Raw genomic sequence first — 22,575 nt, forward strand, 5'->3', positions numbered from 1 at the left:
ATTGCTCAAATGGATCACTCATTCCTCGGACTGATTTAAAACCCCGGGCGTGCCGATCGAACCGATTTCTAAGGTGCGACTTTCTTTTAAGAGAAGGTATCCCTTGATCTTCTGGATCAGCTCGCCCGGATTAAACGGTTTGGTGAGATATTCATCGGCCCCGACGGTCTCCGCCTTTTGGCGGGTGAGCGGGTCCGACTTCGCAGTGAGAATCAGGATCGGAATCTCTTTGGTTTTGGGATTCTCTTTGAGAGTCCGGCAGACCTCCAACCCGCTTCTCTTCGGAAGGGTCAGATCAAGCAGAATTAAGGCCGGCTGTTCTCGCTCTGCGCGGTGGATGGCTTGCAGGCCGTCCACCGCAATCATCACGCCGCAGCCTTCCACTTCAAGCAGCCCGGAGAGGATGAGAATCGTGTCGGCATTGTCGTCGACGATTAATATCTTATGCGCCGCATCTCCTTCCATCCTCATTATTTCGCCGAACTCAGCGGCGTGGCCACTTTAAGATTGTTCTCCACACTCTTCACCCCGGCGGTTGCGGCAGCGAGCCGCTCGGCCTCCCGTTTCTGCTCGTCTGTGGCAACGGTGCCGTGGAGTCTCACCACCCCTTTTTGGCTCTGCACGTCGATGGTCGCGAGACGGGTCACCGAATTAGTAACCAGGGCCGTATTTAACTTCGCAATGATCGACTTATCCAGAATCACCTCTTCGGTTAAGCTGATCTGATTATTGACCCGTCGCAGCTCCCCGACGATGTCTCGCGACAGCTCTTCCGCCCGACGGCGCTGCTCTTCTTTATCGACCAGTCCCGTGAGTGTTACCGCCGTCGCATCGACCTTCGGGTTAATCTCCCAAGCGGCGGTCAATGGATCGCTTTTGAGCTTGGTGCGAATCTGGGCTTCGACCGCCTTATCGGTCTGCTTTGCCGCTGTTTTTTCCTTCTGTTTATGGGTCGTACTGCAGCCCGCTACCATTAATGGAATGAGTAAAACTATAAGAATGAGCCGTTTCATTAATATCTCTCCTTTGGAAAAAGGGTTCCTTCCTGGATCCCAAATTGGATAAAGGAGAGAAACGCAAGAAGCAGACCAATGTAAGACAGGCTTCAGTAGGCGTCGGATGCCATTTTATAATAGAGATGAACGGGGTAAATCAAGAGACAGGGTCCTGCAGAATCAGCGGCTGCATCTCTGCCTTATCTTTTAGTCATGCATAAACTTATGTAGAACTGTAGTAAATATACTAATCATAATTATTCAAATTTACCGATAAATGGATTGAAAGCTTTAGGTCGATCGAATTTACTGTGATGAGCCGGGGAATTTCATTCGCTCATCTTTTGCAAAAAGATGTAATGCTGGATACGTTTCTGCGCGAAATGTGCAATATATTTCTGAGTTCTAAAAGTAGGAAAAATCAAAGGGAAAAATCAAAGGATAGTTAAGAAGGGAGGATGATCTGTTTGAAAGCTTGGTTTAAACCCGGCATTCGTAACCGTAAAGCTCTCTATACAAAGCGAAAAGAGCAGTCCGCCCTTTGGCTCATCAGTAGTGTTCATCCTGAAGAAGCCCTTTACCCTTAATCAGCTAAAAGCGGTTCGAAGACATTTCTTTCAAGAAAATACGCTCAAGTCATCCTGGTAATCGCTGAGCTGATTAGCGCATTCCCCCGATCACTCGGACAGCGCGGGTCTGAGTGCCTGCGCCAATGTTTCCGATAGGAATCAACTGACCGGTATCTGAATTGATCTGGTACTCCGAGAGATTGTTAGAGTCTAAGTTGGCGACATAAACGAATTTGCCCGATGGGTCCACACTCACCGATCGTGGCCCCCAATGCTCTGATCGGTTGATCTCCCCACCCACGGTCCCCAGTGCGGTCAACGCACCGCTCTCCGGGTCAATTCGATACATTGAAATATCATTGCTGCCCGAATTGGCCACATAAGCGAATTTTCCAGAAAGGTCGATTGCGATCGAAAAGGGTTTTTCCCCGGCTCCGATCTCTCCCATTTTGGTGAGCGCGCCGGTGTTTGGATCCACCTGATACCACCAAACATCGTTGGAGAGATAATTGGCCACATAGGCCCATCGTCCGGCGGGGTGAACCGCAACCGAATTGGCACCCGCTCCGGCAGCGGCCTCAGTGATAGGGTTCAGCAGACCGGTTGCCGCGTTGAGGGTGTATACCGAGATATTGTTGCTGCTCGTATTGGCGACATAGACAAAGCGGCCGAGCGGGTCGACCGTCACGCAGATGGCGCTGGTTCCGGCGTTGACTTGACCCTGCGGGGTCAGCACGCCGGCGGTCGGATCGATTTTGTAAATCCAGACTTCCGGGGAAGAGTTCTCATTGGCGACATAGGCATATTTTCCGGCAGGGTCGACCGCGATGGAGTAGGGTCCCGTTCCAGTCTCTACGGTGCCCGTTGAGGTCAGAAGACCGGTTGCAGCGTCTACGGTATACATCGAGATATTGTTTGATCCGAAATTCCCCGCATAGACAAATCGCCCGGAGGGATCGGCTGTAACGGTGTATGGCTGATCGCCGGCGGCCATGGATCCAACCTTCGTGAGAAGGCCTGTTGTCGGATCCACCGTATAGATCGACACGTCATTCGAAATCGAATTCACCGCATATGCAAATCGCGGTGCCATTGCAAGCGGCACCACTGTAATCGTGGCGGTGACACTTTGAGTTGGATCGGAGACCAACGTCGCAATGAGATGATAGGTTCCGGCGGATCCAGGTGCGGTATAACTTCCATCCGACTGTATCGATCCTCCGGCGGGACCTTCTGCGATATTCCAGACGACGTTCGCCTCGGCGCTCTCCGAAACTTGCGCGATGAAGTGCTGGCTCTCCCCCGGATGCAGGCGGGCCGTCGTCGGCTTTACAGAGAGCGATGCCGGCGCACCGTTGCCTAAGTTCGGCCGATCTCTTCCACTTCCGCAATTACTAAAACAAAGGAAAAGAATGGAAAGAAGAACGATAAATGTGAATCTCGATCGCTTCAGCAAATAAGAGCCCCGGTTATTCCAATATAATGTAATCAAGCCTGGTATAGCACAATATGTGCCAGTCTATCTTTCACCGAATTTTGATTCAATTGATATCGATATTGCTAGAAACAGAAGCCAAAGGTGACTGTGCTGGCTTAAAAGAATCTTGTTTTCATGAGACTTGGATATTCTAATGCATAATTTGGAACTTTTATTTCCATATTTTTAAATTGGGGTATATACGAAAAACGTGATATGGATCACACGGGAAGCACTCTTCTGTCTTCCTTCAGGCCGGATTTTTAGACGGCAATACCGTTGCGGGAGACTGACTCTAATACGGGTCCCCCGTCCGGAGCGCCGCATCAGGAGCGCTTTCGCGACTAAGTTTTAAATTTTATTAAGCCATGCCGATCATCGTCCGGACGGCCCATCCTACTATAGTGAATAGGCAGTGATGGCGTGACTACACGGGCCGGGCTTTTGAGCAGCGCGCGGGGTGGATGTGGATGGCAGCTAGAATTTCGATTTCAACTTCTCACCGGAAGACGGCTGACTGTCTTCCACAAGATGCTGAATGTCTCTGATAATCGCTTCTAAATCCAGCATTTGCTCTCTGATCCATTTGAGCTTCTCATCGGACAGGCTTTCATCAGAGCGCTTTTTCATGAGCTGTTTTAATCTCTTCTCGATCTCTTCTGCCGCTCTCAGTAGATCGGCGATATCCCGGTCGGTAAACCTCATAATCGGCCACATCCAATTGAGTTGCCAATATATATTAATACCCTTTTGGAATCAACAGAAAAAGTCATACAATGATTGTAAAGTACGATCTGTTGCCATAGCCGATTGTTCACGAATCTATTTAATGAAGCCGGTTGCAGGTTTGAACGTTCCGATTGGAAGGAGCGTGATGGCAGGGATAGAGAAGGTCACTAAAACACTGGTTAAAACGGAATCCATATGCACTCCATTGAACGCCAAGTCGCCTTGGCTTACTTCTTCGATGCCCGATTTGGAGCCTTCATCCCATACGACGAATGCGAATGTCAAAACCGGACATTCATTCTTCTCCGAGGCGGTCAGACCTCAGCAAACAGGCCGGAGCTGTCGAATTATCTTGAAAATAAAACCGGAAATCTGTAACCGTATTCGTATGGATCGCAGGGCGTTTTAGGAGCGCTCTTTTGTCGAAGGGTCGTTCACCTGCAGGATGCGTGAACCGGATTGTTTTTCGATGACGTCGAAAGGAACGCGGCAGGGCGCTCAAGGAGGTCGAGCGGATTACGATCGGTCCGGGCGCGGTGTATCATTTGGCACCGCCGGCTGCACTGGGATCGCTTTATGACGCTCAACCGTGAGAGCACACAGGAGAAGTGATGACTGTAACACAGAGCGACAAGGCCACCCGCTTCAAGACGTTACACCAGGGGCCTGCCTTTGTGATTCCCAACCCATGGGATGCGGGCTCCGCGCGTATTCTCGCCGGGCTCGGTTTCCATGCGCTGGCCACGTCAAGCGGCGCCTCCGCCGGCGTTCTCGGCCGCCGCGATGGGAAGGTCACCCGCGATGAAGCGCTGGCGCTGGCGCAAGCGATCGTCACGGCGACCGACCTCCCTGTCTCGGCCGATCTGGAGAGAGGCTTTGGAGATATGCCGGCCGTTGTTGCGGAAACGATCCGTCTCGCCGCAGGGGTGGGGCTGGTCGGTGGTTCGATTGAGGATGCGACGGGCGATCCGGAAAACCCTCTCTACGACATCGTCCAGGCGACCGAATGGATCGCGGCAGCGGCGCAGGCGGCGCGGGCGCTCCCCTTCCCGTTTACTTTGACCGCCCGCGCGCAGAATTTTTTGCGTGGCAAGCCCGATCTAGAGGAGACGATTCGGCGTTTGCAGGCGTTCGAGAAGGCGGGCGCGGATGTATTATTCGCACCGGGACTCCCCGATCTCGCATCGGTGCGCGCGGTTTGCGCCGCCGTGTCGAAGCCGGTCAACTTTATGGTCGGTATCAGGGGCAAGTCATTCACCCTCGCCGAGCTGGCGGAGGCGGGTGTCCGGCGGATCAGCCTTGCCTCCTCGCTTTATCGGTCGGCGATGGGTGGATTGCTCGACGCGGCGCGGGAGATCAAGGAAAAGGGAACATTCGGCTATCTCGATCGCTCCTTAACCATACCGGAATTGAATGACTTCATGCAAAGCTAAGGGGCTGAGCCGCGATATTATGTCGAACCGGTGATGAGTCGAAATAATTTATGCGGAAAGAAAAGTTCCCAGCGGAGTGGGTTATGGGATTATCCGCTTTGAACCGGACGATCCGACCGGAAGAGAGGAATCAAACCGACATCCTTCCATTGCGAGTCAGAGCATCATCGTATCAACACGAATTGCTTCTTAAAAGTTAGCCCGCTGTGAGACTTCCTTTAAGGATAAGGCCGCCCATCATAATAGATATCGGCGGTTCCCAAACTATCATCGGCCCACGTGGAATAAACCTGAGTCACATTATTAATTTTACGTGAGGTGATATCAAAAAAATCTCCAAATCCAAGAGGGTCACCATCTTCATTATTGTCATTGCCGGGGGCGGCGGCATTACTGACCCGAAAATTCGGACTCCAATTTATAAAACCGTCAGACCGATATGCAGCCCACAGGGGAGTGGCCGTATTTACTGTCTCTCGGCTATCCATCCAGACGACGTGAAAACCGGTTTCATCGCCCGTTATTGCAGGAAAGAAATGGAAACCCGGTGGATCGTCATTGATGATCTTGGGTAGACTAAACGACTCTCCTTTATCCAGAGTAACCTCAAAACAGATATCCACGCCATTTCGAGTGCTTCCACTGACACTTTTGGCATCACACGGCCATACAATGCCGATGATTCCATTATTGTTGTGGCCAGGGCCGGGTAGCGCTGCAATACTCGCCATATTGATTCGTCTGTTCGGCATCCCCGTGGCGGCATTGTCGGTCAGGATAGCTTTTACATTGGGGACCTCACGAAAAAAAGGAAATGTATTTCCACCGTCATCGCTTCTGGTTAAATAAACGTGATGCTCCTTTATTGTGAGCGCCGCCGCGCAATTATTCGACAGATCGAAAATAAAGCAATTAATTACCACATAAATCTCACCATTCGGACCGATTGCCATCGGTGCCGAGGAACATCGATAATTATTCGATGCGATCGGAGCGGTTAATATTGTTTCTGGTTCCGGATGGGCCGGATCAGAATTCTCTGCCGGTAGGAAAGGACGCCAGGTTACGCCTAGATCGAGACTTTTTCTAAAATAGATATCTGCTTTCAAAGCGGACTGTGAGCATACAGGTGGATTAGGTGGGAAAGAATATCCTGCATATGTGAGATACACCGCATCGGCAGGGCCTATTTTGATCCATGGCCGATCGGCATATTGATTTGATACAACCTTCCCCTGTGCAAGCCCAGCAAATTCATTGTCGGAACGGACAATCCCAATGGTACTGTTTAACCAAGCTAAATAAAGGCGCCCCTGAGAATCGACGGCCATAGACGGATCAACGCCATCGATGCCCGTAGGAAATCGGTCTTCCCAATTAACGCCGCCATTAATCGACTTCCCAATGTGTATTCGATTTTGCATGGTATCGATATAAGCAATGAAGATATGCTCCAACTGATTCACCGCAATGCTCGGCTCACGTTGCCCTCCGCCATCGGGCGGAGGTATGCGGTCTGCGGCCCATGCGTTTGCTGATAGAGCTAAAAATAGAAAGGTCATCCATAGCATTTTCATATCGCACCTCACAGGCTTGACGCGGAATTTCTCGATCCAGGGTTGAAAAAGGGGGAATGTAATTGAATAGTATGGATCAGTTCGAGGAAGGAAAGCAAATTTATTGTGACCGGCTAAAAGCAGCTGCGGTTCGAATCGCTGCTCTTCGTGACGGTATAAGCGGATTTTTTGTTTCCTGTTTTTCGGAGCCACCGGAATGGCGCTCAAGATCAAGAAGGTGTGCTTTTACCTTCAATCCTCCGGCAAAGCCGGTCAATCCGCCCGATGCGCCGATGACGCGGTGGCAGGGAGCGATGATCGAGATTGGATTTTTCCCATTGGCTGCGCCGACGGCCCGCATCGCTTTCGGGCGATTTAATTCTTTTGCAATCTGCCCGTAGCTTTTTGTTTCTCCGTAAGGAATCCGGATCAACGCCGTCCAGACCTCTTTTTGAAATTCAGTTCCTTTAAAGTCGAGCGGTAAATCAAAGGAGCGCCGTTTTCCGGCGAAGTATTCTTTCAGTTGCCGTTCTGTTTCGACGAGAAAAGGATTTTCACGATCCAGGATTTGAGGCGTGAGCCGCACCCGCTTCGGATTGTCATTTTTCCAGAGAATGGCGGCCAGTCCCTGATCGCTGGCGACGAGCCTCAGCTCGCCGACCGGCGATGCCATTGTTTTATACGCGTAAGTCATGTCGGTTCCTTTCCTAACATTCTACTTTGTTCCAAAGGTACTTCTTCAAGTCGATCCGTCTATTATTGAGAATGACCCCTTCTTTTTCAAGCAATCTTTTTTGAAGCGACCAGGCGCTGCTCCATTCCGGAAAAGGCAAATGCCCTCCGGCTTTAATCACCCGCTGCCAGGGAAGTTTGCGGCTTCGCGTGCTGGAGTGAAGAAGCCAGCCGACCCCGCGCGCCCCGTGGGGTTTTCCGGCGAGCTTCGCGATCTGTCCGTAAGTCGCGACCTTTCCCTTTGGAATGGCCGCGATGAGCTTCATGACCTGTTTCGAAAAGTCAGTGCGGCTGTCCATTCAAAAACGCGCGTGATCTTGAATGATGGTCGGCACGAAATAGAGCAACGGAACGACGAGAAAACAGGCCAGGGATAAATAAACATTCACAAACGCGAACAGAATCGATAACGCATAGATTGCAATGGCAGGGATACTGTGTCTTGGCCCCAGCGCTTTTGAATTTTCCTCTTTAAAGAGCTTTGCATGGCTTGCGTAGCGCCTCAACGCGTAAAAAGTCAGTGCCGCGAGAAGAGAGTTGACGCCATACAGAAGGATCGGAAAGGGGTCGGTTGGGTGATCCCCCAGCATCGCCGTTGGAAAAGGGAGGAAACAGAGCCAGAGCAAGAGAAGATTATTCAACCAGACGAGTCCGATCGTGACGCGGCCGATATGACTGAAAAAATACTGATGACTGACCCAATGAATGCAGATCATGACAAAAGTCAGGATGAAGCTGACCACTTTCGGAATCAGCGGCGCCATCGCCGCGGCATACTGACCGAAACTCGAATGATTTGCAACCTCCGGGACGCGCAATTCGAGGACGAGCAAGGTCAATATGATTGCAAAAACCCCGTCACTGAAGGCTTCAAGCCGAGCTTTTGACATAGGTCATAACGATTTTGTTAATCTGCGCAGCCGGCGTTTGTGATAAACCCGACTTATGGCTGTTTCATTTTATTCGGCCGATCATGAGGCCTGGTATTGTGCGTCGCTGACCTTTTCCATCCAGTGGACCACCTTCCCATCGAGCTGCTCCTGAATGGCGATGTGGGTCATGGCCGTGGTCGGCGTGGCGCCGTGCCAATGCTTTTCATTCGGCGGGCACCAGACCACGTCTCCCGGCCGAATTTCCTGTTTCGGCCCCCCCTCGCTTTGCACCCACCCGTACCCGGACGTCACGATCAGGGTCTGCCCGAGCGGATGGGTGTGCCATGCAGAGCGGGCGCCGGGCTCGAACGTGACACTCGCGACACGCACGCGTCCCGGATCGGGCGCCTCGAACAGCGGATCAACGCGTACATTGCCGGTAAAATAGTCGGCCGGTCCTTTGCCGGAAGGCTGTGAGCCGTTTCTTTTGATCTCCATCGTTCACTCCTTGCTGTAACGGTATCTTGTATCGGTCTCGCGCGGCATCTCCTTGCCTTGATTCACGGCCGCAGCAGTGTCTTGATCGCGCGGCGCTCATCCATCGCGCGGTAGCCCTCCGCTACCTGCTCCAGCGGCAGGGTCAGGTCGAAGACCTTGCCGGGGTCGATCTTCCGGTTCCAGACCCGGTCGATCAGTCTGGGCAGAAAGCGGCGGACCGGGGCGGGACCGCCGTGGAGGTGAACGTGGGAGAAGAAGAGCGCTTGGCCGTCAAGCGCGACCCCGTGCGGGACGCCGACGTAGCCCACATATCCACCCGGGCGGGTGGAGCGGATCGCCTGCATCATCGATTCCTGGGTGCCGACGCACTCCAGCACCGAATCCGCGCCGATTCCTTGGGTCAGTTCCTTGATGCGCGCCACCCCCTCGTCACCGCGCTCGGTCACGATGTCGGTCGCGCCGAACGCGCGGGCGAGCTTCTGCCGCGACGGGTGACGGCTCATCGCGATGATCCGCTCGGCGCCCATCTCCCGGGCGGAGAGGACACCGAGGAGGCCGACCGCGCCGTCGCCGACGACCGCGACTGTCCGGCCCGGCTTCACCTGGGCCGCGTCGGCGGCGAACCAGCCGGTGCCCATGACGTCGGAGAGCGCCAGCAGGCTCGGGATCAGGTCGTCGGAGGGGACCTCCGGGGCGGCCACCAGGGTGCCGTCCGCAAGCGGGACGCGCAGCCGCGGCGCCTGCGCGCCGATCACGGGCTCCTTGTGCAGGCACGCCGTCTGATAGCCGTCCCGGCAGAGGGGGCAGCTGTTGTCGGAGGCGAAGAAGGAGCCGATGACGAACTGACCCGGTTTGATCGACGTGACCGCACGGCCGACCCCCTCGACGATGCCGCAGTACTCGTGCCCCATCGGGGTCGGCTGCGTGACCGGCTGAATGCCGCGGTAGGGCCACAGGTCCGACCCGCAGACGCAGGTGGCCGATATGCTGATGACGGCATCGGTCGGTTTAATGATCTTCGGGGGGTCGCGCTCCTCGAAACGGACATCGCGCGGCCCGTAAAGAATGGCTCCTCGCATGATGGATCTCCTTTCTTTCATCGTGCCCGGCCTTTCGCCGCAGCCCTGTTGGCCGCAAGCTACGGAATGCAACCGGAGAACCCCTTTCGCTCAGCGGTCATTTGCTCCAAGGTTTCCGGATACCGGGCCCCTTCCACTTTGTCGATGATTCTATCGTACTCCGGATAGAGCGTGTGCAGCAATCAGGCCGTGGAATGTCGAAGGGTGAGGTCGCGTTTTAGCTGCTTGCCGAGCCGAACGATATTTCGAGGTCTGGTTTTGTGATTCTCCTCCTTCCACCTCTCTGCTCCTCCACCCACTCCTCCGACCGACGGTCGATCGGAATGGCGCCCGAACGGGATCTAGGCGATTTGACACTCTCATTGAATGCGCTAAAATTTTATCCATAATCGCTACAAGTGATCATCAGGATTCAAATACACTCCCGATACGGTATTCCTTTGTTAAACCGGAAAAAACGGGTTTTCTCAAATAGGTCCAGTACGGGTGGAATCGATATCATAAGGTAGGTTTTACAAGGAGAAAATGAATGGGCGTTGAGAAGAAAAACAGGAACGACATCCTTTACCGAATGGCCGCCGATCTCTTTGTGAAATCTAAGGAAGGCGAAGAGCTGTCATCCAAAATCGATTGTCTCCGCAATGGAATAAAAAAAGTATTCGAAAATGAGAATTCAATATTTATAAAATTCCGTGAACTTGTGGAATCGTTTGAGGAAATTATTCCGGAGGAGAAACAGCGTTATCACGCCGCGATCAAAGCGTTGTCGACGACTTCGAAGCTAAGCCGGCAAGAGATCGTCAAAGCCGTCAACAATCAGCTTGAGGAGCTTAAAACGCTCGAGAAGGGCTTAATCCCAGCCCTCCCCGGCTGGCGCGACGAATTTAAGGTCATGAAAGCCAAATCGCTTGAGATTAAAGATGAGATATCGAAACTGCGCGAAAAAATAGGTCGGCTTGAGAGCGAAGAAAAAGGGATCATTAATGATATGGTGGCGCGGGAAAGGGAAATGGAACTCGTCGAAAAGGCCGTGGGGGATCTCTTCGCGGAGATCGGGGCGGAGATAACCTATATCAAAAAGAAGGTGGAGGAATTTACTTCTGAAAGCGCGGCCGCTCAGCCCATCCCGCCCAGAGCTTCTATTCTTAAAAGCGATCTTCCCAGCGAGGAAAAGGGGGGCGGCGACCAGAAAGTCGAAATCCCTGAGTCTTCCGCGCCGCAGGAGACGGAATGGGAGAAAAAGTGCCCGATGTGCGGAGGTCAAATGAGCTTCCTCACAAGGGATCAAATGTGGCAGTGTTATACCTGCGCACACGAAGAATCAAAAAAAGATGAGGTTCGAAATAAAAGCGAAGAGAAAAGTGAACCTCCGAACGCGCCTAAACCCACTCCCGCTTCGAAGCCGATTTTCGATCCATCCCTGCCCCTTGCCGCCCCTTTGTCATCCCCGTCTTCCAACGAAACCCAAAAACAAAAAAAGGGATTATCACCGTCCAATAACCCGCCATCGGGCAAAAAAAAGACCTGCCCGGCCTGCCGTGAGAAAATGGATTGGTACCAGGCGGAGAAGTCCTGGCGCTGCTCTTTCTGCGGATACTCGAGAAGTATTTAAATAAACGTGACTTTAAGCCGCAAGTACAATGTCAATCCTTCGGTCACCCCTCGTTGAGGATGCAATATCAAATCTAAAGCTGGGAACCGATTTCTTCACGGTCGAGGTCTGGACACTAAACGGTCTTGTCACGTTCTATCTCCTTTTTTTCATTCGGGTCAGCAGTCGGGAGATTCATATCGCAGGAATCACCTCTCATCCGAAAAACGAGTCAGTCTTGATTTTTTGACTTGTGCGGAGGGGAGGAAGGGCTTTTATTAATAATAAATGTTTTCTTCGTCACTCATTCTGGGTCGGTTCGACAATAGGCTTTGCACCAGAAGTCAAAAGTCAAAAAGTCAAGACTGACATCAATTCTGCCAATTCTCCTCCAATTCTCCACTGAGAAGTCAAAGACCGACACCCCATCCTCCATACCGTTTCTGGGATCAGAGACTCCAGAATCGCCCATTGCTCGTCTGTGAGTTCTTCTTTTTTGGCATGCAAAATTTAACATGGCGCAAAAGAAGTTAACAGATCCTATTTATGAAATGAGTTCCAGTGAAGGACGCGGTGTAATATCCCATACTGTGAGAGGCGAGAGCCATGTTATAGAATTTCCGGTATCGTTCGAAATAACAGAAGGGAAAGAGGGCAGACCGCTCTCAACTGTTCGATCCCTTTTCGTCTAAGGCACGCCACCACATGGATGGTGTGATGGTCTCCGACCACTATAGCATCTGCGCATCGAAAGATATTATCGCCGATACCTTTGACAGTTTAAGAAGGAAGCGTTCGGTCCCGCCGGGGCGGCTTGTATTAATCGGCTTCCTCGCTTGGATCGGTTTGTCGGTCTGGTCTGCCTTTGTCGCCGCGGAAGGGTATGCACAAGAACTCGAGCCGAGAACCTATGCGAACACGCCGGTTGACCTGAATTTTCTGATCGCCGGCGATGGCTACTTGAAGGGAAGTGTTCTAACGGATCCCTCCCTGCCGTTAGAAGACGCCAAAGTACACGCCCAGGTGCCGATCTTTGCCTACGCGAGATCGCTCGATCTGTGGGGCAAGTCAGGGAAGGTGGACGCGATCTTCCCCTATGCCTGCGCTTCCGGGGCGGCGGAGTTTAAAGAAGTCCCCGTGGCGCGCGACGTCTGCGGATGGGGTGACCCCAGAATCAGACTTTCGATGAATTTTTACGGCGCTCCCGCTTTGTCGTTGAAGGAGTTCGCTGGCTACAAACCGGATTTAATCGTCGGAGCCAGTTTGCAGATCGGAATCCCCCTCGGTCGATACGACGCCGATCGGCTCTTGAACATTGGTACGCATCGCTGGTCGATCAAACCCGAATTCGGTCTATCGAAGGCGATCGGCCCGGTGACGCTGGAACTGGTGATGGGGGTCGCCTTTTTCACCGACAACAACGCCTTTCTGGGGGACAAGAGGCGCGAGCAGGATCCGATTCTTTCCGTTCAGGGCCATCTCATTTATGGTTTCCGGTCCGGGATATGGTTCGCGTTGGATGCGACCGGCTATCGGGGAGGCCGCACCACGATAGACGGTATTCGAAGCGATGATCTCCAGCAGAATACACGCTTGGGTGCGACCTTATCTCTGCCGGTGAACCGGTACAACGCGGTTAAGTTAAACGCCAGTTTGGGTCTCCTGACCCGCAGCGGAGGCAACTTCAAAATGATCGGTATCGCCTGGCAATACCGATGGGGAGGCGGGCTCTAGATAAAATGTGCGCCGAATAAACTGGATTAAAAAAGGAGGCGGACCGATGACAACACCAAAACAGAGTGTAATCGCTTCAATTGATGTGGCTAAGATTCATTTGGAGCAGGCGTTGGAGCAGATGGAGCATTTACCCTCATTCGATCCGGGGGCGTTTCGATTCGCCGCGCATGCCATGGGCAATTATTTGGCAGTGGTGCAAGGCTCTGTTCAATTGCTGTCACGCGAGTTGGAAAATCATTCGAGTGTGAAGGTGCACAAGTGGCTTCATGGGATACAACATGCAAACAATTTGATGACCCAGATGATCGGCCAGTTGATCCAGTCTTCGGCGGCGACCGACCTAAAATTGGTTTTCTCGAAATTTGATTTGGCAACGTTGGTGCGGAATGCAGGCCAGATTTATCAACGCATTGCTTCGGAGAAAAATATCTCGGTCATTGTTGAATCAGATTTGAAAGAGGCCGATGTGTGGGCGGACGGGGTGGCCCTTGCGGCCGTTCTCGACAATCTGTTGTCGAATGCCGTCAAGTACTCACCGCCGGGGAAGCAGATCTTCATCCGACTTCTCTCCGAAGCGGATGATCTCGTTTGCAGTGTGATCGATGAAGGACCGGGACTGAGCAGGGAAGATCAGGCCAAGTTGTTCCAGCGGGGAGTTCGATTGAGTGCCGTGCCGACAGGGGGTGAACCCTCCAGCGGATACGGTCTGTCGGTGGCGAAAGAATTGACGAGTAAAATGGGAGGCGAGATCTGGTGTGAGAGCCAATTCGGCCGGGGTGCGCAATTCAGTTTTCGTTTGCGGGTTTTTAAGGAGAAAAGAGAAAACGCCTCGTGCTGAAAGAGCGATTCACAAGCTCCGTTTCGAGGGTCCGTTGACAGCGCCCTCGAATGAAATTTCCGAGCTGTCCGTCGTCCGACGGCTCTTTTTTTCGCTTCGGTTAGGTTTTCTGTTTGCCCGACTTCGATTGAGAGTAATGGAGATGACTCACTTTTATTAGCTAACGCAAACAGGGTCTGAGGGTTCTTGTTTATACTCATTCGAACGGGTGTATTGTGTTCTTTCTCTGTCTTTAAATAGAATGACTATCAGGCAGGGGATGACCCTCTACCCTTCGCCTCCGATCCAACCGCTCCTGATATCCAGACTATCCAGCGTTCCTCCGTTTCCGTATTTCCACGTTTACCTCTTTACACCTTTTTTAAACCATGAGCCTCCCTCGGCGATGAATGCGCCGAGGCAAAGCGAATCTTTATTCGGCAGCAACAGGACCACCTTTACGCTCCGCCGCCGCTGGTCTCCGCCAAATTCGTCATCCCTTACCCGCCCGGCTTTCCAATCATGGTGCCGGGCCAGGTGATTACGAAGGAGACGATCAGGTTCATGCGGAAGTTGGACGTCAAAGAAATTCATGGTTTCAACGCCGTCAAGGGTCTCGAACTGCTGAAGGCCCATGCACTGACGAGACACAAGACGAAGAACGGTCGTCTTTAAAAAGGGTTTTCCCAGGCCCTGATGGATCAAGGGGCCCGGGTGCGGAAAGGAGCGATATGCATTGGTTGGTTGAGACGTTCAGACATTACCCGGAACTGGCGATTTTTCTCACGCTGGCCCTGGGATATTGGGTCGGAAAGTTTAAATTCGGCAGCTTTACGCTCGGCGCGGTCACCGGAACGCTGCTGGTCGGCGTGCTCATCGGGCAGATGAAGATCGCGATCTCGCCGAATGTGAAATCGGTCTTCTTCCTTATGTTTCTCTTTGCCGTCGGCTACGGGGTCGGCCCGCAGTTCGTCCGCGGCCTGAAGAGCGACGGTGTCCCGCAGGCGCTCTTCGCCGTTCTTCAGTGCCTGGTCTCCTTGTTAACCGTCTTCGTCGTTGCGAAGTTCCTCGGGTTCAACGCCGGACTGGCGGCCGGGCTTCTCTCCGGCTCTCAGACCATCTCGGCGGTGCTCGGCGTCGCCACCGACGCGATCAACCGGCTGGGGACCTCGCCGGAAGAGAAGGAGGCGCTGATCAATGCCATGCCGGTCGCCTATGCCGTGACCTATCTCTTCGGCACCGCCGGATCGGCGTGGCTCCTCGCTTCGATCGGACCCAAAATCTTGAGGGTCGATCTTCCGGCCGAATGCAAAAAGCTCGAAGCGAAGATGGGGGGATGGGGGGATGCCGAAGCGGGGGTGGCATCGGCGGCCAAAAAGTTTGATGTCCGTGCCTACCGGGTGACAAACGAACGGTTCAACAACAAGACCGTCGCGGAGCTGGAAGCCAATGCCCTGAAGCAGGAACTCCGCGTCTTTATCGAACGAATCCGGCATGACGGCCGGATCAGCGATGCCGAGCCGGGCTCCGTCGTCCATCTGGGGGACACGGTTGCCGTCCTGGCGCGAATCGAACTCTTCATACAAAGAGGCCATGAAATCGGGGAAGAGGTCGATGACAAAGAACTTCTCGACTTTCCCGGAGAGGTGCTCGATATCGTGATCACCAACAAGTGGGTCGACGGCAAAACGCTGAAGCAACTGGCCGAGTCCGAGATCGGCAGCGCCAAGGGACGGGGGGTCTTTCTCCGGAAGCTGACGCGAGTCGGCCTGGAGATGCCGTTCACCCCGGCGACGGTGATCAATCGCGGCGACGTTCTTCAGGTCATCGGTCCGAAGCGAGGGGTCGAGCGTGTGGCCGCGGAACTCGGTTATGCCGATCGCCAAACGAATATGACCGACATGGTTTTTGTCGGCATCGGGATTGTCCTGGGAGGCCTGGTCGGCGCCGTGGCGATCAACATCGGCGGGATCCCCATCAGCCTCAGCACCAGCGCCGGAACGCTCATCGCGGGGCTGATCTTCGGATGGCTCCGGTCGGTCTATCGCACCTTCGGCCGCGTCCCCGAGCCGGCCCTCTGGATGATGAATTCGGTGGGGCTCAACACCTTCATCGCGGTGGTCGGAATCACCTCCGGACCGGCGTTCATCACGGGGCTTCAGAAATCGGGGCTGAGTCTATTCCTCTCCGGGATCGTGGCGACCACCGTCCCGCTTCTGATCGGCATTCTGCTCGGAAAATATGTTTTCAAATTTCATCCGGCCATCACGCTCGGCGCCGCCGCCGGCGCACGGACCACCACCGCCGCGCTCGGTCTCATTCAAGACGCGGCGAAGAGCAAGACGCCGGCCCTCGGCTATACCGTCACCTACGCCGTCGGCAATACACTGCTCATTCTCTGGGGTCTGGTGATCGTTCTGTTGATGACATAAGTTGATGACATAAAAAGATGCGGGATCGGAAATGATCAAAAAACAGAGGCGCAATCATCGGCAGTCACGCGTCCGAACTTTCAGGGCCAGGTGGACTTGGCTTGTGATTCTGATCGTCATGGCGGCGATCACGTGGAGCATGAGTTCGACTCGCGATATGAGGGCGACCGCAGCGTCCGAGCCGGTGCCGGCAACGTTTTTGCCGACGATTCCGAACACGGTTCCTTCCCCCGGCCCCGCGCCGAAAGGGATGGTCTGGATTCCCGGTGGGGAGTTTTCGATGGGAGCGGCCGATCCCGTCGAGAGGGACATGAACAACGTGGGGATGAATGCTACGAACGACTCTCGGCCGATCCATCGGGTTTACATGGACGGTTTCTGGATGGATGAGACCGACGTCACGAACGAACAGTTTGAGAAATTTGTAAGTGAGACCGGCTACATCACCGTGGCCGAGCGGACGCCGCGTCCCGAGGATTTTCCCGGCGCGCCGCCGGAGAATCTGGTGGCCGGCTCTGTTGTCTTCTCCCCGCCCGATCACCCTGTTCCGCTCGACAATCATTTCCGGTGGTGGAGTTATGTCAAAGGGGCAAACTGGCGCCATCCAATCGGTCCGAAGAGTTCGATCAAAGGGAAAGAAAAATATCCGGTGGTGCAGGTCGCCTACGAGGACGCACTGGCCTATGCGAAATGGGCCGGGAAGCGGCTGCCGACCGAGGTGGAATGGGAGTTTGCAGCGCGCGGCGGGTTGACGGGAAAAGCCTACGTCTGGGGGGATCAATTCCATCCGGACGGAAAATGGATGGCAAACACCCATCAGGGCCACTTCCCCGATCAGGATAAGGGAGAGGATGGATTCGTCGGCATCGCGCCGGTCGCGCAGTTTCAGTCGAACGGGTACGGATTGTATGACATGGCCGGCGACGTCTGGCAATGGACGAGCGACTGGTACCGGCCGGACTATTACGCCCAACTGGCTCGGCTCGACGGCGTTGCGCGCAATCCAAAAGGACCCGAGTCGGCGTACGATCCATCCGAGCCCGGCGAGAAAAAGCGTGTCCTTCGCGGCGGATCGTTTCTCTGTACGGAACAATACTGCTCGCGTTATATGGTCGGGACACGGGGGAAAGGGGAAGTCAGCACCGGCACCAATCATCTCGGATTCCGGTGTGTGCAGGATGCAAAGGGGGCGCCATCAAAACTGTAAGGAGTGTCAGATGCAGATGAAGGATCATTCATTTTATCGCCAGATGTGCAGGCATGCGCTTTCGGCCCTGGCGGTCGGATTGGTTGCACTCAGCGCAGCAAATGCGCTGGCGCAGCAAGCAGGCGCTAGGAAGCCCAACATCATCGTCATCATGGGCGACGACATCGGCTGGTTCAACATCGGCGCCTACAACCAGGGGATTATGGCTGGAAGAACGCCGAACCTCGACAAGATGGCCGCCGAAGGGATGCGCTTCACCGACTACTACGCCGAGGCGAGTTGCACCGCCGGACGCGCCAACTTTATCACCGGTGAGCTTCCCATCCGCACCGGGATGACCACGGTCGGACAAGCCGGATCCAAGGTCGGCCTCCCCGACCAAGCGGTCACGATCGCCACTGCGCTGAAAGCCATGGGCTACGAAACCGGTCAGTTCGGCAAGAACCACCTTGGAGATCGCAACGAATATCTGCCGACCGTACATGGCTTTGATGAGTTCTGGGGTTACCTCTACCACCTCGACGCCATGGAGGATCCCTTCCATTCCAACTATCCGCAGTCGCTGAAAGACAAAGTCGGTCCGCGTAATCTGCTGCATTCCTTGGCGACGAACGTAGACGACCCAACCGTCGATCCACGCTGGGGCAAAGTCGGCAAACAGAAGATCGTGGACGAAGGCCCGCTTCCACCGCATCCCATGCCGGGCATTAAGTACAACATGGAAACCGTCGATGAGGTGATTCGCGATCACGCACTGCAATTCATCGATAAAGCCAAGGCGGATGGCAAGCCCTTTTTCGTGTGGCTGAACCCGACGCGCATGCACGTCGTGACACATCTGTCACCGAAATATGAAGCCATGCGCACCCCGGAGAACGGTTGGACGATCCAGGAAGCCGGCATGGCGCAGATCGACGATATCGTCGGCTCGGTCATGCAGAGACTGAAAGATGCCGGCCTTGACGGCAACACCATCGTCGTCTTCACCACCGACAACGGCGCCGAGAACTTCACCTGGCCCGATGGTGGTCAGACGCCATTTGCCGGCGGCAAGGGAACGGTCCTCGAAGGCGGCTTTCGTGTCCCCTGCATCATTCGGTGGCCTGGCCATGTGCCCGCGGGCAAAGTGGAAAGTGGAATCATCTCTGGACTGGACTGGTTTCCCACTTTCCTTGCCGCCGCCGGTGATCCGAATATCGCCGAGGAGTTGAAAAGCGGCAAGCAGATCGGTGATCGGACTTACAAGGTCCATCTCGATGGTTACAACCAGATGGACCTGATTACCGGCAAAGGGCCGTCCGCACGGCATGAGGTCTTCTACTTCGCGGAGGGGACTCTGGGATCTGTGCGTGTCAACGATTTTAAGTACCGCTTTATCGACCAGCCGGCTGGCTGGCTGGGCAACACGGTGAAAGTCGATTGGCCGATTCTGGTAAACCTGCGCCTCGATCCGTTAGAGCGCACGAGTTTGCCAACGCAGTCGATGGAACAGTTTTCGTGGCTTGCCTACGAGATCTGGCGTTTCGTGTTGGTGCAACAGGTTGTTGGACAATATGCACAAACCTTCATCGACTTTCCGCCGATGCAGAAAGGCGCCAGCTTCAATCTCGAACAAGTGAAGGAGGAGCTAATGAAGAAAACACAGTCCCAAGCACCGCAGTGAGCCGGATTGCGAGATAAATCGCCATGACCGACATGGCTCGTGAAGTGAGCGTGGAGAGGCACATATCTGCGGGCGTAACCCGCTAGAGTTAAGAACCGTCACTGGATCTTTGATCTCATCAACGATCCGAAGGAGGAACACGGGGCGACCGCGAACGGGCTGGGTCGGGGGACCGGTGATGAAGATCGTGGGAGATTTTGAAGAATGCTCGAAAAGATTTCCGCCGATACAACCCGGCACCCCGGATCCCTCTATACTGCATTAGCGGATCATCCGGGGGCGGGTCGTCGTTTTATTAATGACATCACGATAGAGAGAAGGAGATCCCACCCATGGCCGCCAAAACGTCATTCGCAACCACTCCCCGCGACGAACAAAAAGCGCTCCTCAAACTCAGTCCCTTTGAGCTCAAGGACACGCTCATTTCGCTCGCCGCCGAGAACGAAAAAGAAAGCGACATTCAGATGCTGAATGCCGGACGCGGCAATCCGAACTGGATCTGTACCACGCCGCGGGAGGCCTTCGGGACCTTGCTCCAATTCGGAATCGAAGAGTCGCGGCGCGATCTCAACCTGCCCGATGCCGGCCGGATGCCGCAAAAGAAGGGGGCCGCGACGCGCTTCGCCTGGTTTCTCGAAACCCATCAAGAAGCCCCCGGCGCCACGCTTCTTCGCGACGCGTTCAACTATGGGATCAAAACGCTGAAGTTCGATCCCGACACCTTCGCGCATGAATTGTCCGAAGGGATCATCGGCTGCATGTATCCGGTGCCGGATCGGATGCTGCGCTGTACCGAGCGGATCGTGCACGCGTACCTCGTCCGGGAGCTCTGCGCCGGAAAGCCCCCTGCGGGACGGTACGACCTTTTCGCGGTCGAGGGGGGGACGGCGGCGATGTGTTACATTTTCGATTCGCTCATGCTCAATCACCTGCTGCACCGCGGCGACACGATCGCGCTCGGGACGCCGACCTTCACCCCGTACATCGAGATCCCGCATTTCGACCGCTACTCCTTCAACGTCGTGAACATCGACGCCGGCGTGGAAAGACGTCCCGACGGCACGCATACGTGGCAGTATGCCGACGCGGAGATCGATCAGCTCGCCGACAAGCGGATCAAGGCCTTTTTCCTGGTCAACCCGAGCAACCCCCCTTCCTATGCCATGCGCCCAAGCAGCGTGAATCGCCTCGTCAAGCTGGTGAAGCGCAAACGACCCGATCTGATCATCATCACCGACGATGTTTATGCCACCTTCGTGCCGGGGTTCCGGTCGTTGATGGCCGAGTTGCCTCAAAATACCATCGGCGTCTATTCCTATTCGAAGCATTTCGGCGCCACCGGCTGGCGGCTCGGGGTCATCGCCATTCACCAGAACAACCTCTTCGACCGGATGCTGGCGAAACTGCCGGCCAAGGAGCGCGCCGCGCTGAACCGACGCTACGGCAGCATCACGCTGACGCCGGAGAAACTGAAGTTCATCGACCGGATGGTCGCCGACAGCCGCCAGGTCGCCCTGAACCACACCGCCGGCCTGTCGCTCCCCCAGCAAACCCAGATGGCCCTCTTCTCCCTCTTCGCGCTCCTCGACACGGCCGACAGCTACAAAACGCTCTGCCAGCTGGTCGTGCGCCGGCGGTACAAGGCGCTCTGGGACGGCGTCGGTCTTTCACCCCCCCCCGATGAGAACCGGGCTTCTTATTACGCCGAACTCGACCTCATGGTCTGGGCCGAGAAGGAATACGGCCCCGACTTCGTGAAATTTCTTCGGAAGAACTACGAATGCGTCGATGTCCTCTTCCGCCTGGCGGAAAAGTCGGGGGTGGTGCTGCTGCACGGCGGCGGCTTCGCAGGGCCCGACTGGTCGGTCCGCGTCTCGCTCGCCAACCTCCCGGAGGAGACCTATCCGAAGATCGGCCAGTTCCTCCGGGAGACGGCCGAGGCCTACGTGAGGGAGTGGAAGGGATCGCAAAAAGGGAAAGAGATGAAAGGAACCAAAAAAGGGAACCACCATCGACGGGCCGGAGAATTACGGCCTGTTCAAAAGAGGAGGAGAACCCCATGAGACATCATACCCGTCCAATCAAATTATTCCTGCCGATCATGGCATTGCTTCTGGCGCTGGCGCCCGCGGCCTACGCCAAGCCGAAGATCGTCCTGCTGGCGACCGGGGGGACCATTGCCGGTGTGCAACCGAAAGAGGGCGAACCCGGCTACAAGTCCGGCGAGGTCTCAGTCGACCAGCTCATCGAGGCGGTCCCGAAGATCAAGGAGATCGCCGATCTCACCGGCGAGCAGGTGGCGAACATCGGCAGCCAGACGATGACGAACGACGTTTGGGTGAAGCTTGCGCAGCGGGCCAACGAGGTGCTGAAGGGGGATGCGGCGGGGGTGGTCATCACCCATGGCACCGATACCATGGAAGAGACCGGCTACTTTCTCAATCTCGTGGTGAAGAGCGAAAAGCCGGTGGTGCTGGTCGGCTCCATGCGGCCGGCGACGGCGATCAGCGCGGACGGTCCGGCCAATTTGTACGAGGCGGTCGCGCTTGCCGCAGACCCGGAGGCGAAGGGACGCGGGCCGATGATCGTCATCAATGACGAAATCCACTATGCGCGCGAGGCTCAAAAAATCAATACCACCAAACTCGAGGCATTCAAATCCCCCAACGCAGGCCCTGCCGGGATCTTCATCGGAAACAAGGCCCATTTCTTACTTCCAAACGATGAGCCCCACACCACGAAGAGCCCATTTTCCGTCGACGGCGTGAAGGCCGAGAATCTCCCCCGGGTCGAGGTGGTCTACTCCTACGCCAACTTCGGCCGCGACACGATCGATTTCCTGGTGCAAAAGGGGGTGAAGGGAATTGTCCTGGCCGGCGTGGGGGATGGGAATACGACCGATGAGGCGTTGAAGGGTCTGGCCGACGCCGCGAAGAAAGGGGTGGCCGTGGTTCGATCGACCCGCACCGGCAGCGGAATCGTGGCGCGCAACATGGAGGTCGAGGACGACAAGCTCGGTCTGATCGCGTCGAATGAATTAAATCCGCAGAAGGCACGGGTCCTGTTGATGTTGGCGTTGACGCAGACCAAAGACCCGAAGAAACTTCAGGAAATTTTCAACACCTATTAATAGAGACGTAATCGATGGCGTTGCATTTACTGTAAGGGCAGGCCCCTGTGCCTGCCCT

19 protein-coding genes and 1 pseudogene are annotated in these 22,575 nt (G+C 54.9%); 10 read left to right on the forward strand and 10 right to left on the reverse strand.

All coding sequences use genetic code 11. The features are described 5' to 3' along the window. Positions 1–18 precede the first annotated feature (18 nt). The 4 genes from HY282_10545 to HY282_10560 all read right to left on the reverse strand — a co-directional run bounded on the left by HY282_10545 (position 19) and on the right by HY282_10560 (position 3,746). A complete protein-coding gene (locus HY282_10545) occupies positions 19–471 on the reverse strand; it encodes a response regulator (protein MBI3804187.1) in 453 nt (150 codons plus the stop codon). After that, positions 471–1,013: a BON domain-containing protein gene (locus tag HY282_10550; GenBank protein ID MBI3804188.1), complete on the reverse strand. Its 543-nt coding sequence runs from the start codon at positions 1,011–1,013 to the stop codon at positions 471–473. Before HY282_10550 ends, HY282_10545 begins: the two co-directional genes overlap by 1 nt. A 642-nt stretch (positions 1,014–1,655) precedes the next feature. Beyond that, positions 1,656–3,020, reverse strand: coding sequence for a beta-propeller fold lactonase family protein (locus tag HY282_10555; protein ID MBI3804189.1), 1,365 nt, complete (start codon positions 3,018–3,020; stop codon positions 1,656–1,658). 498 nt (positions 3,021–3,518) lie between these two features. Continuing rightward, a complete protein-coding gene (locus HY282_10560) occupies positions 3,519–3,746 on the reverse strand; it encodes a hypothetical protein (GenBank protein MBI3804190.1) in 228 nt (75 codons plus the stop codon). A gap of 635 nt (positions 3,747–4,381) precedes the next feature. Here HY282_10560 and HY282_10565 point away from each other — a divergent pair. Then, a complete protein-coding gene (locus HY282_10565) occupies positions 4,382–5,203 on the forward strand; it encodes an isocitrate lyase/phosphoenolpyruvate mutase family protein (GenBank protein ID MBI3804191.1) in 822 nt (273 codons plus the stop codon). Positions 5,204–5,421: 218 nt separating this feature from the next. Here the strand turns inward: HY282_10565 and HY282_10570 are convergent, their stop codons facing one another. The 6 genes from HY282_10570 to HY282_10595 all read right to left on the reverse strand — a co-directional run bounded on the left by HY282_10570 (position 5,422) and on the right by HY282_10595 (position 9,940). Continuing rightward, positions 5,422–6,780 carry a hypothetical protein gene (locus tag HY282_10570; protein ID MBI3804192.1) on the reverse strand — a complete coding sequence of 453 codons (1,359 nt, stop codon included), beginning with the start codon at positions 6,778–6,780 and terminating at the stop codon, positions 5,422–5,424. Between the two features lie 100 nt (positions 6,781–6,880). Continuing rightward, positions 6,881–7,453, reverse strand: a complete 573-nt coding sequence (locus HY282_10575; GenBank protein MBI3804193.1) for a methylated-DNA--[protein]-cysteine S-methyltransferase — start codon at positions 7,451–7,453, stop codon at positions 6,881–6,883. 13 nt (positions 7,454–7,466) lie between these two features. Next, complete coding sequence (locus tag HY282_10580) at positions 7,467–7,790, reverse strand: MGMT family protein (GenBank protein ID MBI3804194.1); 324 nt, start codon at positions 7,788–7,790, stop codon at positions 7,467–7,469. Next, a complete protein-coding gene (locus tag HY282_10585; GenBank protein ID MBI3804195.1) occupies positions 7,791–8,381 on the reverse strand; it encodes a DUF1211 domain-containing protein in 591 nt (196 codons plus the stop codon). A gap of 81 nt (positions 8,382–8,462) precedes the next feature. Beyond that, a complete protein-coding gene (locus HY282_10590; protein ID MBI3804196.1) occupies positions 8,463–8,861 on the reverse strand; it encodes a cupin domain-containing protein in 399 nt (132 codons plus the stop codon). 62 nt (positions 8,862–8,923) lie between these two features. Beyond that, positions 8,924–9,940, reverse strand: a complete 1,017-nt coding sequence (locus HY282_10595) for a zinc-dependent alcohol dehydrogenase family protein (GenBank protein ID MBI3804197.1) — start codon at positions 9,938–9,940, stop codon at positions 8,924–8,926. Positions 9,941–10,469: 529 nt separating this feature from the next. Between HY282_10595 and HY282_10600 the strand changes: the two genes are divergently transcribed. The 9 genes and pseudogenes from HY282_10600 (at position 10,470) to HY282_10640 (ending at position 22,517) form a co-directional block, all read left to right on the forward strand. Then, complete coding sequence (locus HY282_10600) at positions 10,470–11,552, forward strand: hypothetical protein (GenBank protein ID MBI3804198.1); 1,083 nt, start codon at positions 10,470–10,472, stop codon at positions 11,550–11,552. A 696-nt stretch (positions 11,553–12,248) separates the two neighbouring features. Further along, the gene (locus HY282_10605) at positions 12,249–13,265 is read left to right on the forward strand and encodes a transporter (GenBank protein ID MBI3804199.1); all 1,017 of its coding nucleotides are present in this window, start codon (positions 12,249–12,251) and stop codon (positions 13,263–13,265) included. A gap of 46 nt (positions 13,266–13,311) precedes the next feature. Next, complete coding sequence (locus tag HY282_10610; GenBank protein MBI3804200.1) at positions 13,312–14,106, forward strand: HAMP domain-containing histidine kinase; 795 nt, start codon at positions 13,312–13,314, stop codon at positions 14,104–14,106. Between the two features lie 453 nt (positions 14,107–14,559). Continuing rightward, positions 14,560–14,760, forward strand: a pseudogene (locus HY282_10615) (hypothetical protein). A 56-nt stretch (positions 14,761–14,816) separates the two neighbouring features. Further along, the gene (gene aspT, locus HY282_10620) at positions 14,817–16,517 is read left to right on the forward strand and encodes an aspartate-alanine antiporter (GenBank protein ID MBI3804201.1); all 1,701 of its coding nucleotides are present in this window, start codon (positions 14,817–14,819) and stop codon (positions 16,515–16,517) included. A 31-nt stretch (positions 16,518–16,548) separates the two neighbouring features. Continuing rightward, on the forward strand, positions 16,549–17,724 hold the full coding sequence (locus HY282_10625; protein MBI3804202.1) for a formylglycine-generating enzyme family protein: 1,176 nt from the start codon (positions 16,549–16,551) through the stop codon (positions 17,722–17,724). Between the two features lie 43 nt (positions 17,725–17,767). Further along, positions 17,768–19,387 (forward strand): arylsulfatase, encoded by a 1,620-nt coding sequence (locus HY282_10630; GenBank protein ID MBI3804203.1) that lies wholly within the window; start codon positions 17,768–17,770, stop codon positions 19,385–19,387. A gap of 332 nt (positions 19,388–19,719) precedes the next feature. Next, positions 19,720–21,450, forward strand: a complete 1,731-nt coding sequence (locus tag HY282_10635) for a bifunctional aspartate transaminase/aspartate 4-decarboxylase (protein MBI3804204.1) — start codon at positions 19,720–19,722, stop codon at positions 21,448–21,450. A 38-nt stretch (positions 21,451–21,488) separates the two neighbouring features. Continuing rightward, positions 21,489–22,517, forward strand: a complete 1,029-nt coding sequence (locus HY282_10640; GenBank protein MBI3804205.1) for a type II asparaginase — start codon at positions 21,489–21,491, stop codon at positions 22,515–22,517. Positions 22,518–22,575: the final 58 nt, after the last annotated feature.

This window comes from Candidatus Manganitrophaceae bacterium, assembly GCA_016200325.1.
Classification (GTDB): domain Bacteria; phylum Nitrospirota; class Nitrospiria; order SBBL01; family Manganitrophaceae; genus Manganitrophus.

Coding starts and splice junctions, on each gene's coding strand:
- HY282_10545 (MBI3804187.1), bottom strand. CDS start 471: ATGAGGATGGAAGGAGATGCGGCGCATAAGATATTAATCGTCGACGAC.
- HY282_10550 (MBI3804188.1), bottom strand. CDS start 1,013: ATGAAACGGCTCATTCTTATAGTTTTACTCATTCCATTAATGGTAGCG.
- HY282_10560 (MBI3804190.1), bottom strand. CDS start 3,746: ATGAGGTTTACCGACCGGGATATCGCCGATCTACTGAGAGCGGCAGAA.
- HY282_10565 (MBI3804191.1), top strand. CDS start 4,382: ATGACTGTAACACAGAGCGACAAGGCCACCCGCTTCAAGACGTTACAC.
- HY282_10570 (MBI3804192.1), bottom strand. CDS start 6,780: ATGAAAATGCTATGGATGACCTTTCTATTTTTAGCTCTATCAGCAAAC.
- HY282_10575 (MBI3804193.1), bottom strand. CDS start 7,453: ATGACTTACGCGTATAAAACAATGGCATCGCCGGTCGGCGAGCTGAGG.
- HY282_10580 (MBI3804194.1), bottom strand. CDS start 7,790: ATGGACAGCCGCACTGACTTTTCGAAACAGGTCATGAAGCTCATCGCG.
- HY282_10585 (MBI3804195.1), bottom strand. CDS start 8,381: ATGTCAAAAGCTCGGCTTGAAGCCTTCAGTGACGGGGTTTTTGCAATC.
- HY282_10590 (MBI3804196.1), bottom strand. CDS start 8,861: ATGGAGATCAAAAGAAACGGCTCACAGCCTTCCGGCAAAGGACCGGCC.
- HY282_10595 (MBI3804197.1), bottom strand. CDS start 9,940: ATGCGAGGAGCCATTCTTTACGGGCCGCGCGATGTCCGTTTCGAGGAG.
- HY282_10600 (MBI3804198.1), top strand. CDS start 10,470: ATGGGCGTTGAGAAGAAAAACAGGAACGACATCCTTTACCGAATGGCC.
- HY282_10605 (MBI3804199.1), top strand. CDS start 12,249: ATGGTCTCCGACCACTATAGCATCTGCGCATCGAAAGATATTATCGCC.
- HY282_10610 (MBI3804200.1), top strand. CDS start 13,312: ATGACAACACCAAAACAGAGTGTAATCGCTTCAATTGATGTGGCTAAG.
- aspT (MBI3804201.1), top strand. CDS start 14,817: ATGCATTGGTTGGTTGAGACGTTCAGACATTACCCGGAACTGGCGATT.
- HY282_10625 (MBI3804202.1), top strand. CDS start 16,549: ATGATCAAAAAACAGAGGCGCAATCATCGGCAGTCACGCGTCCGAACT.
- HY282_10630 (MBI3804203.1), top strand. CDS start 17,768: ATGTGCAGGCATGCGCTTTCGGCCCTGGCGGTCGGATTGGTTGCACTC.
- HY282_10635 (MBI3804204.1), top strand. CDS start 19,720: ATGGCCGCCAAAACGTCATTCGCAACCACTCCCCGCGACGAACAAAAA.
- HY282_10640 (MBI3804205.1), top strand. CDS start 21,489: ATGGCATTGCTTCTGGCGCTGGCGCCCGCGGCCTACGCCAAGCCGAAG.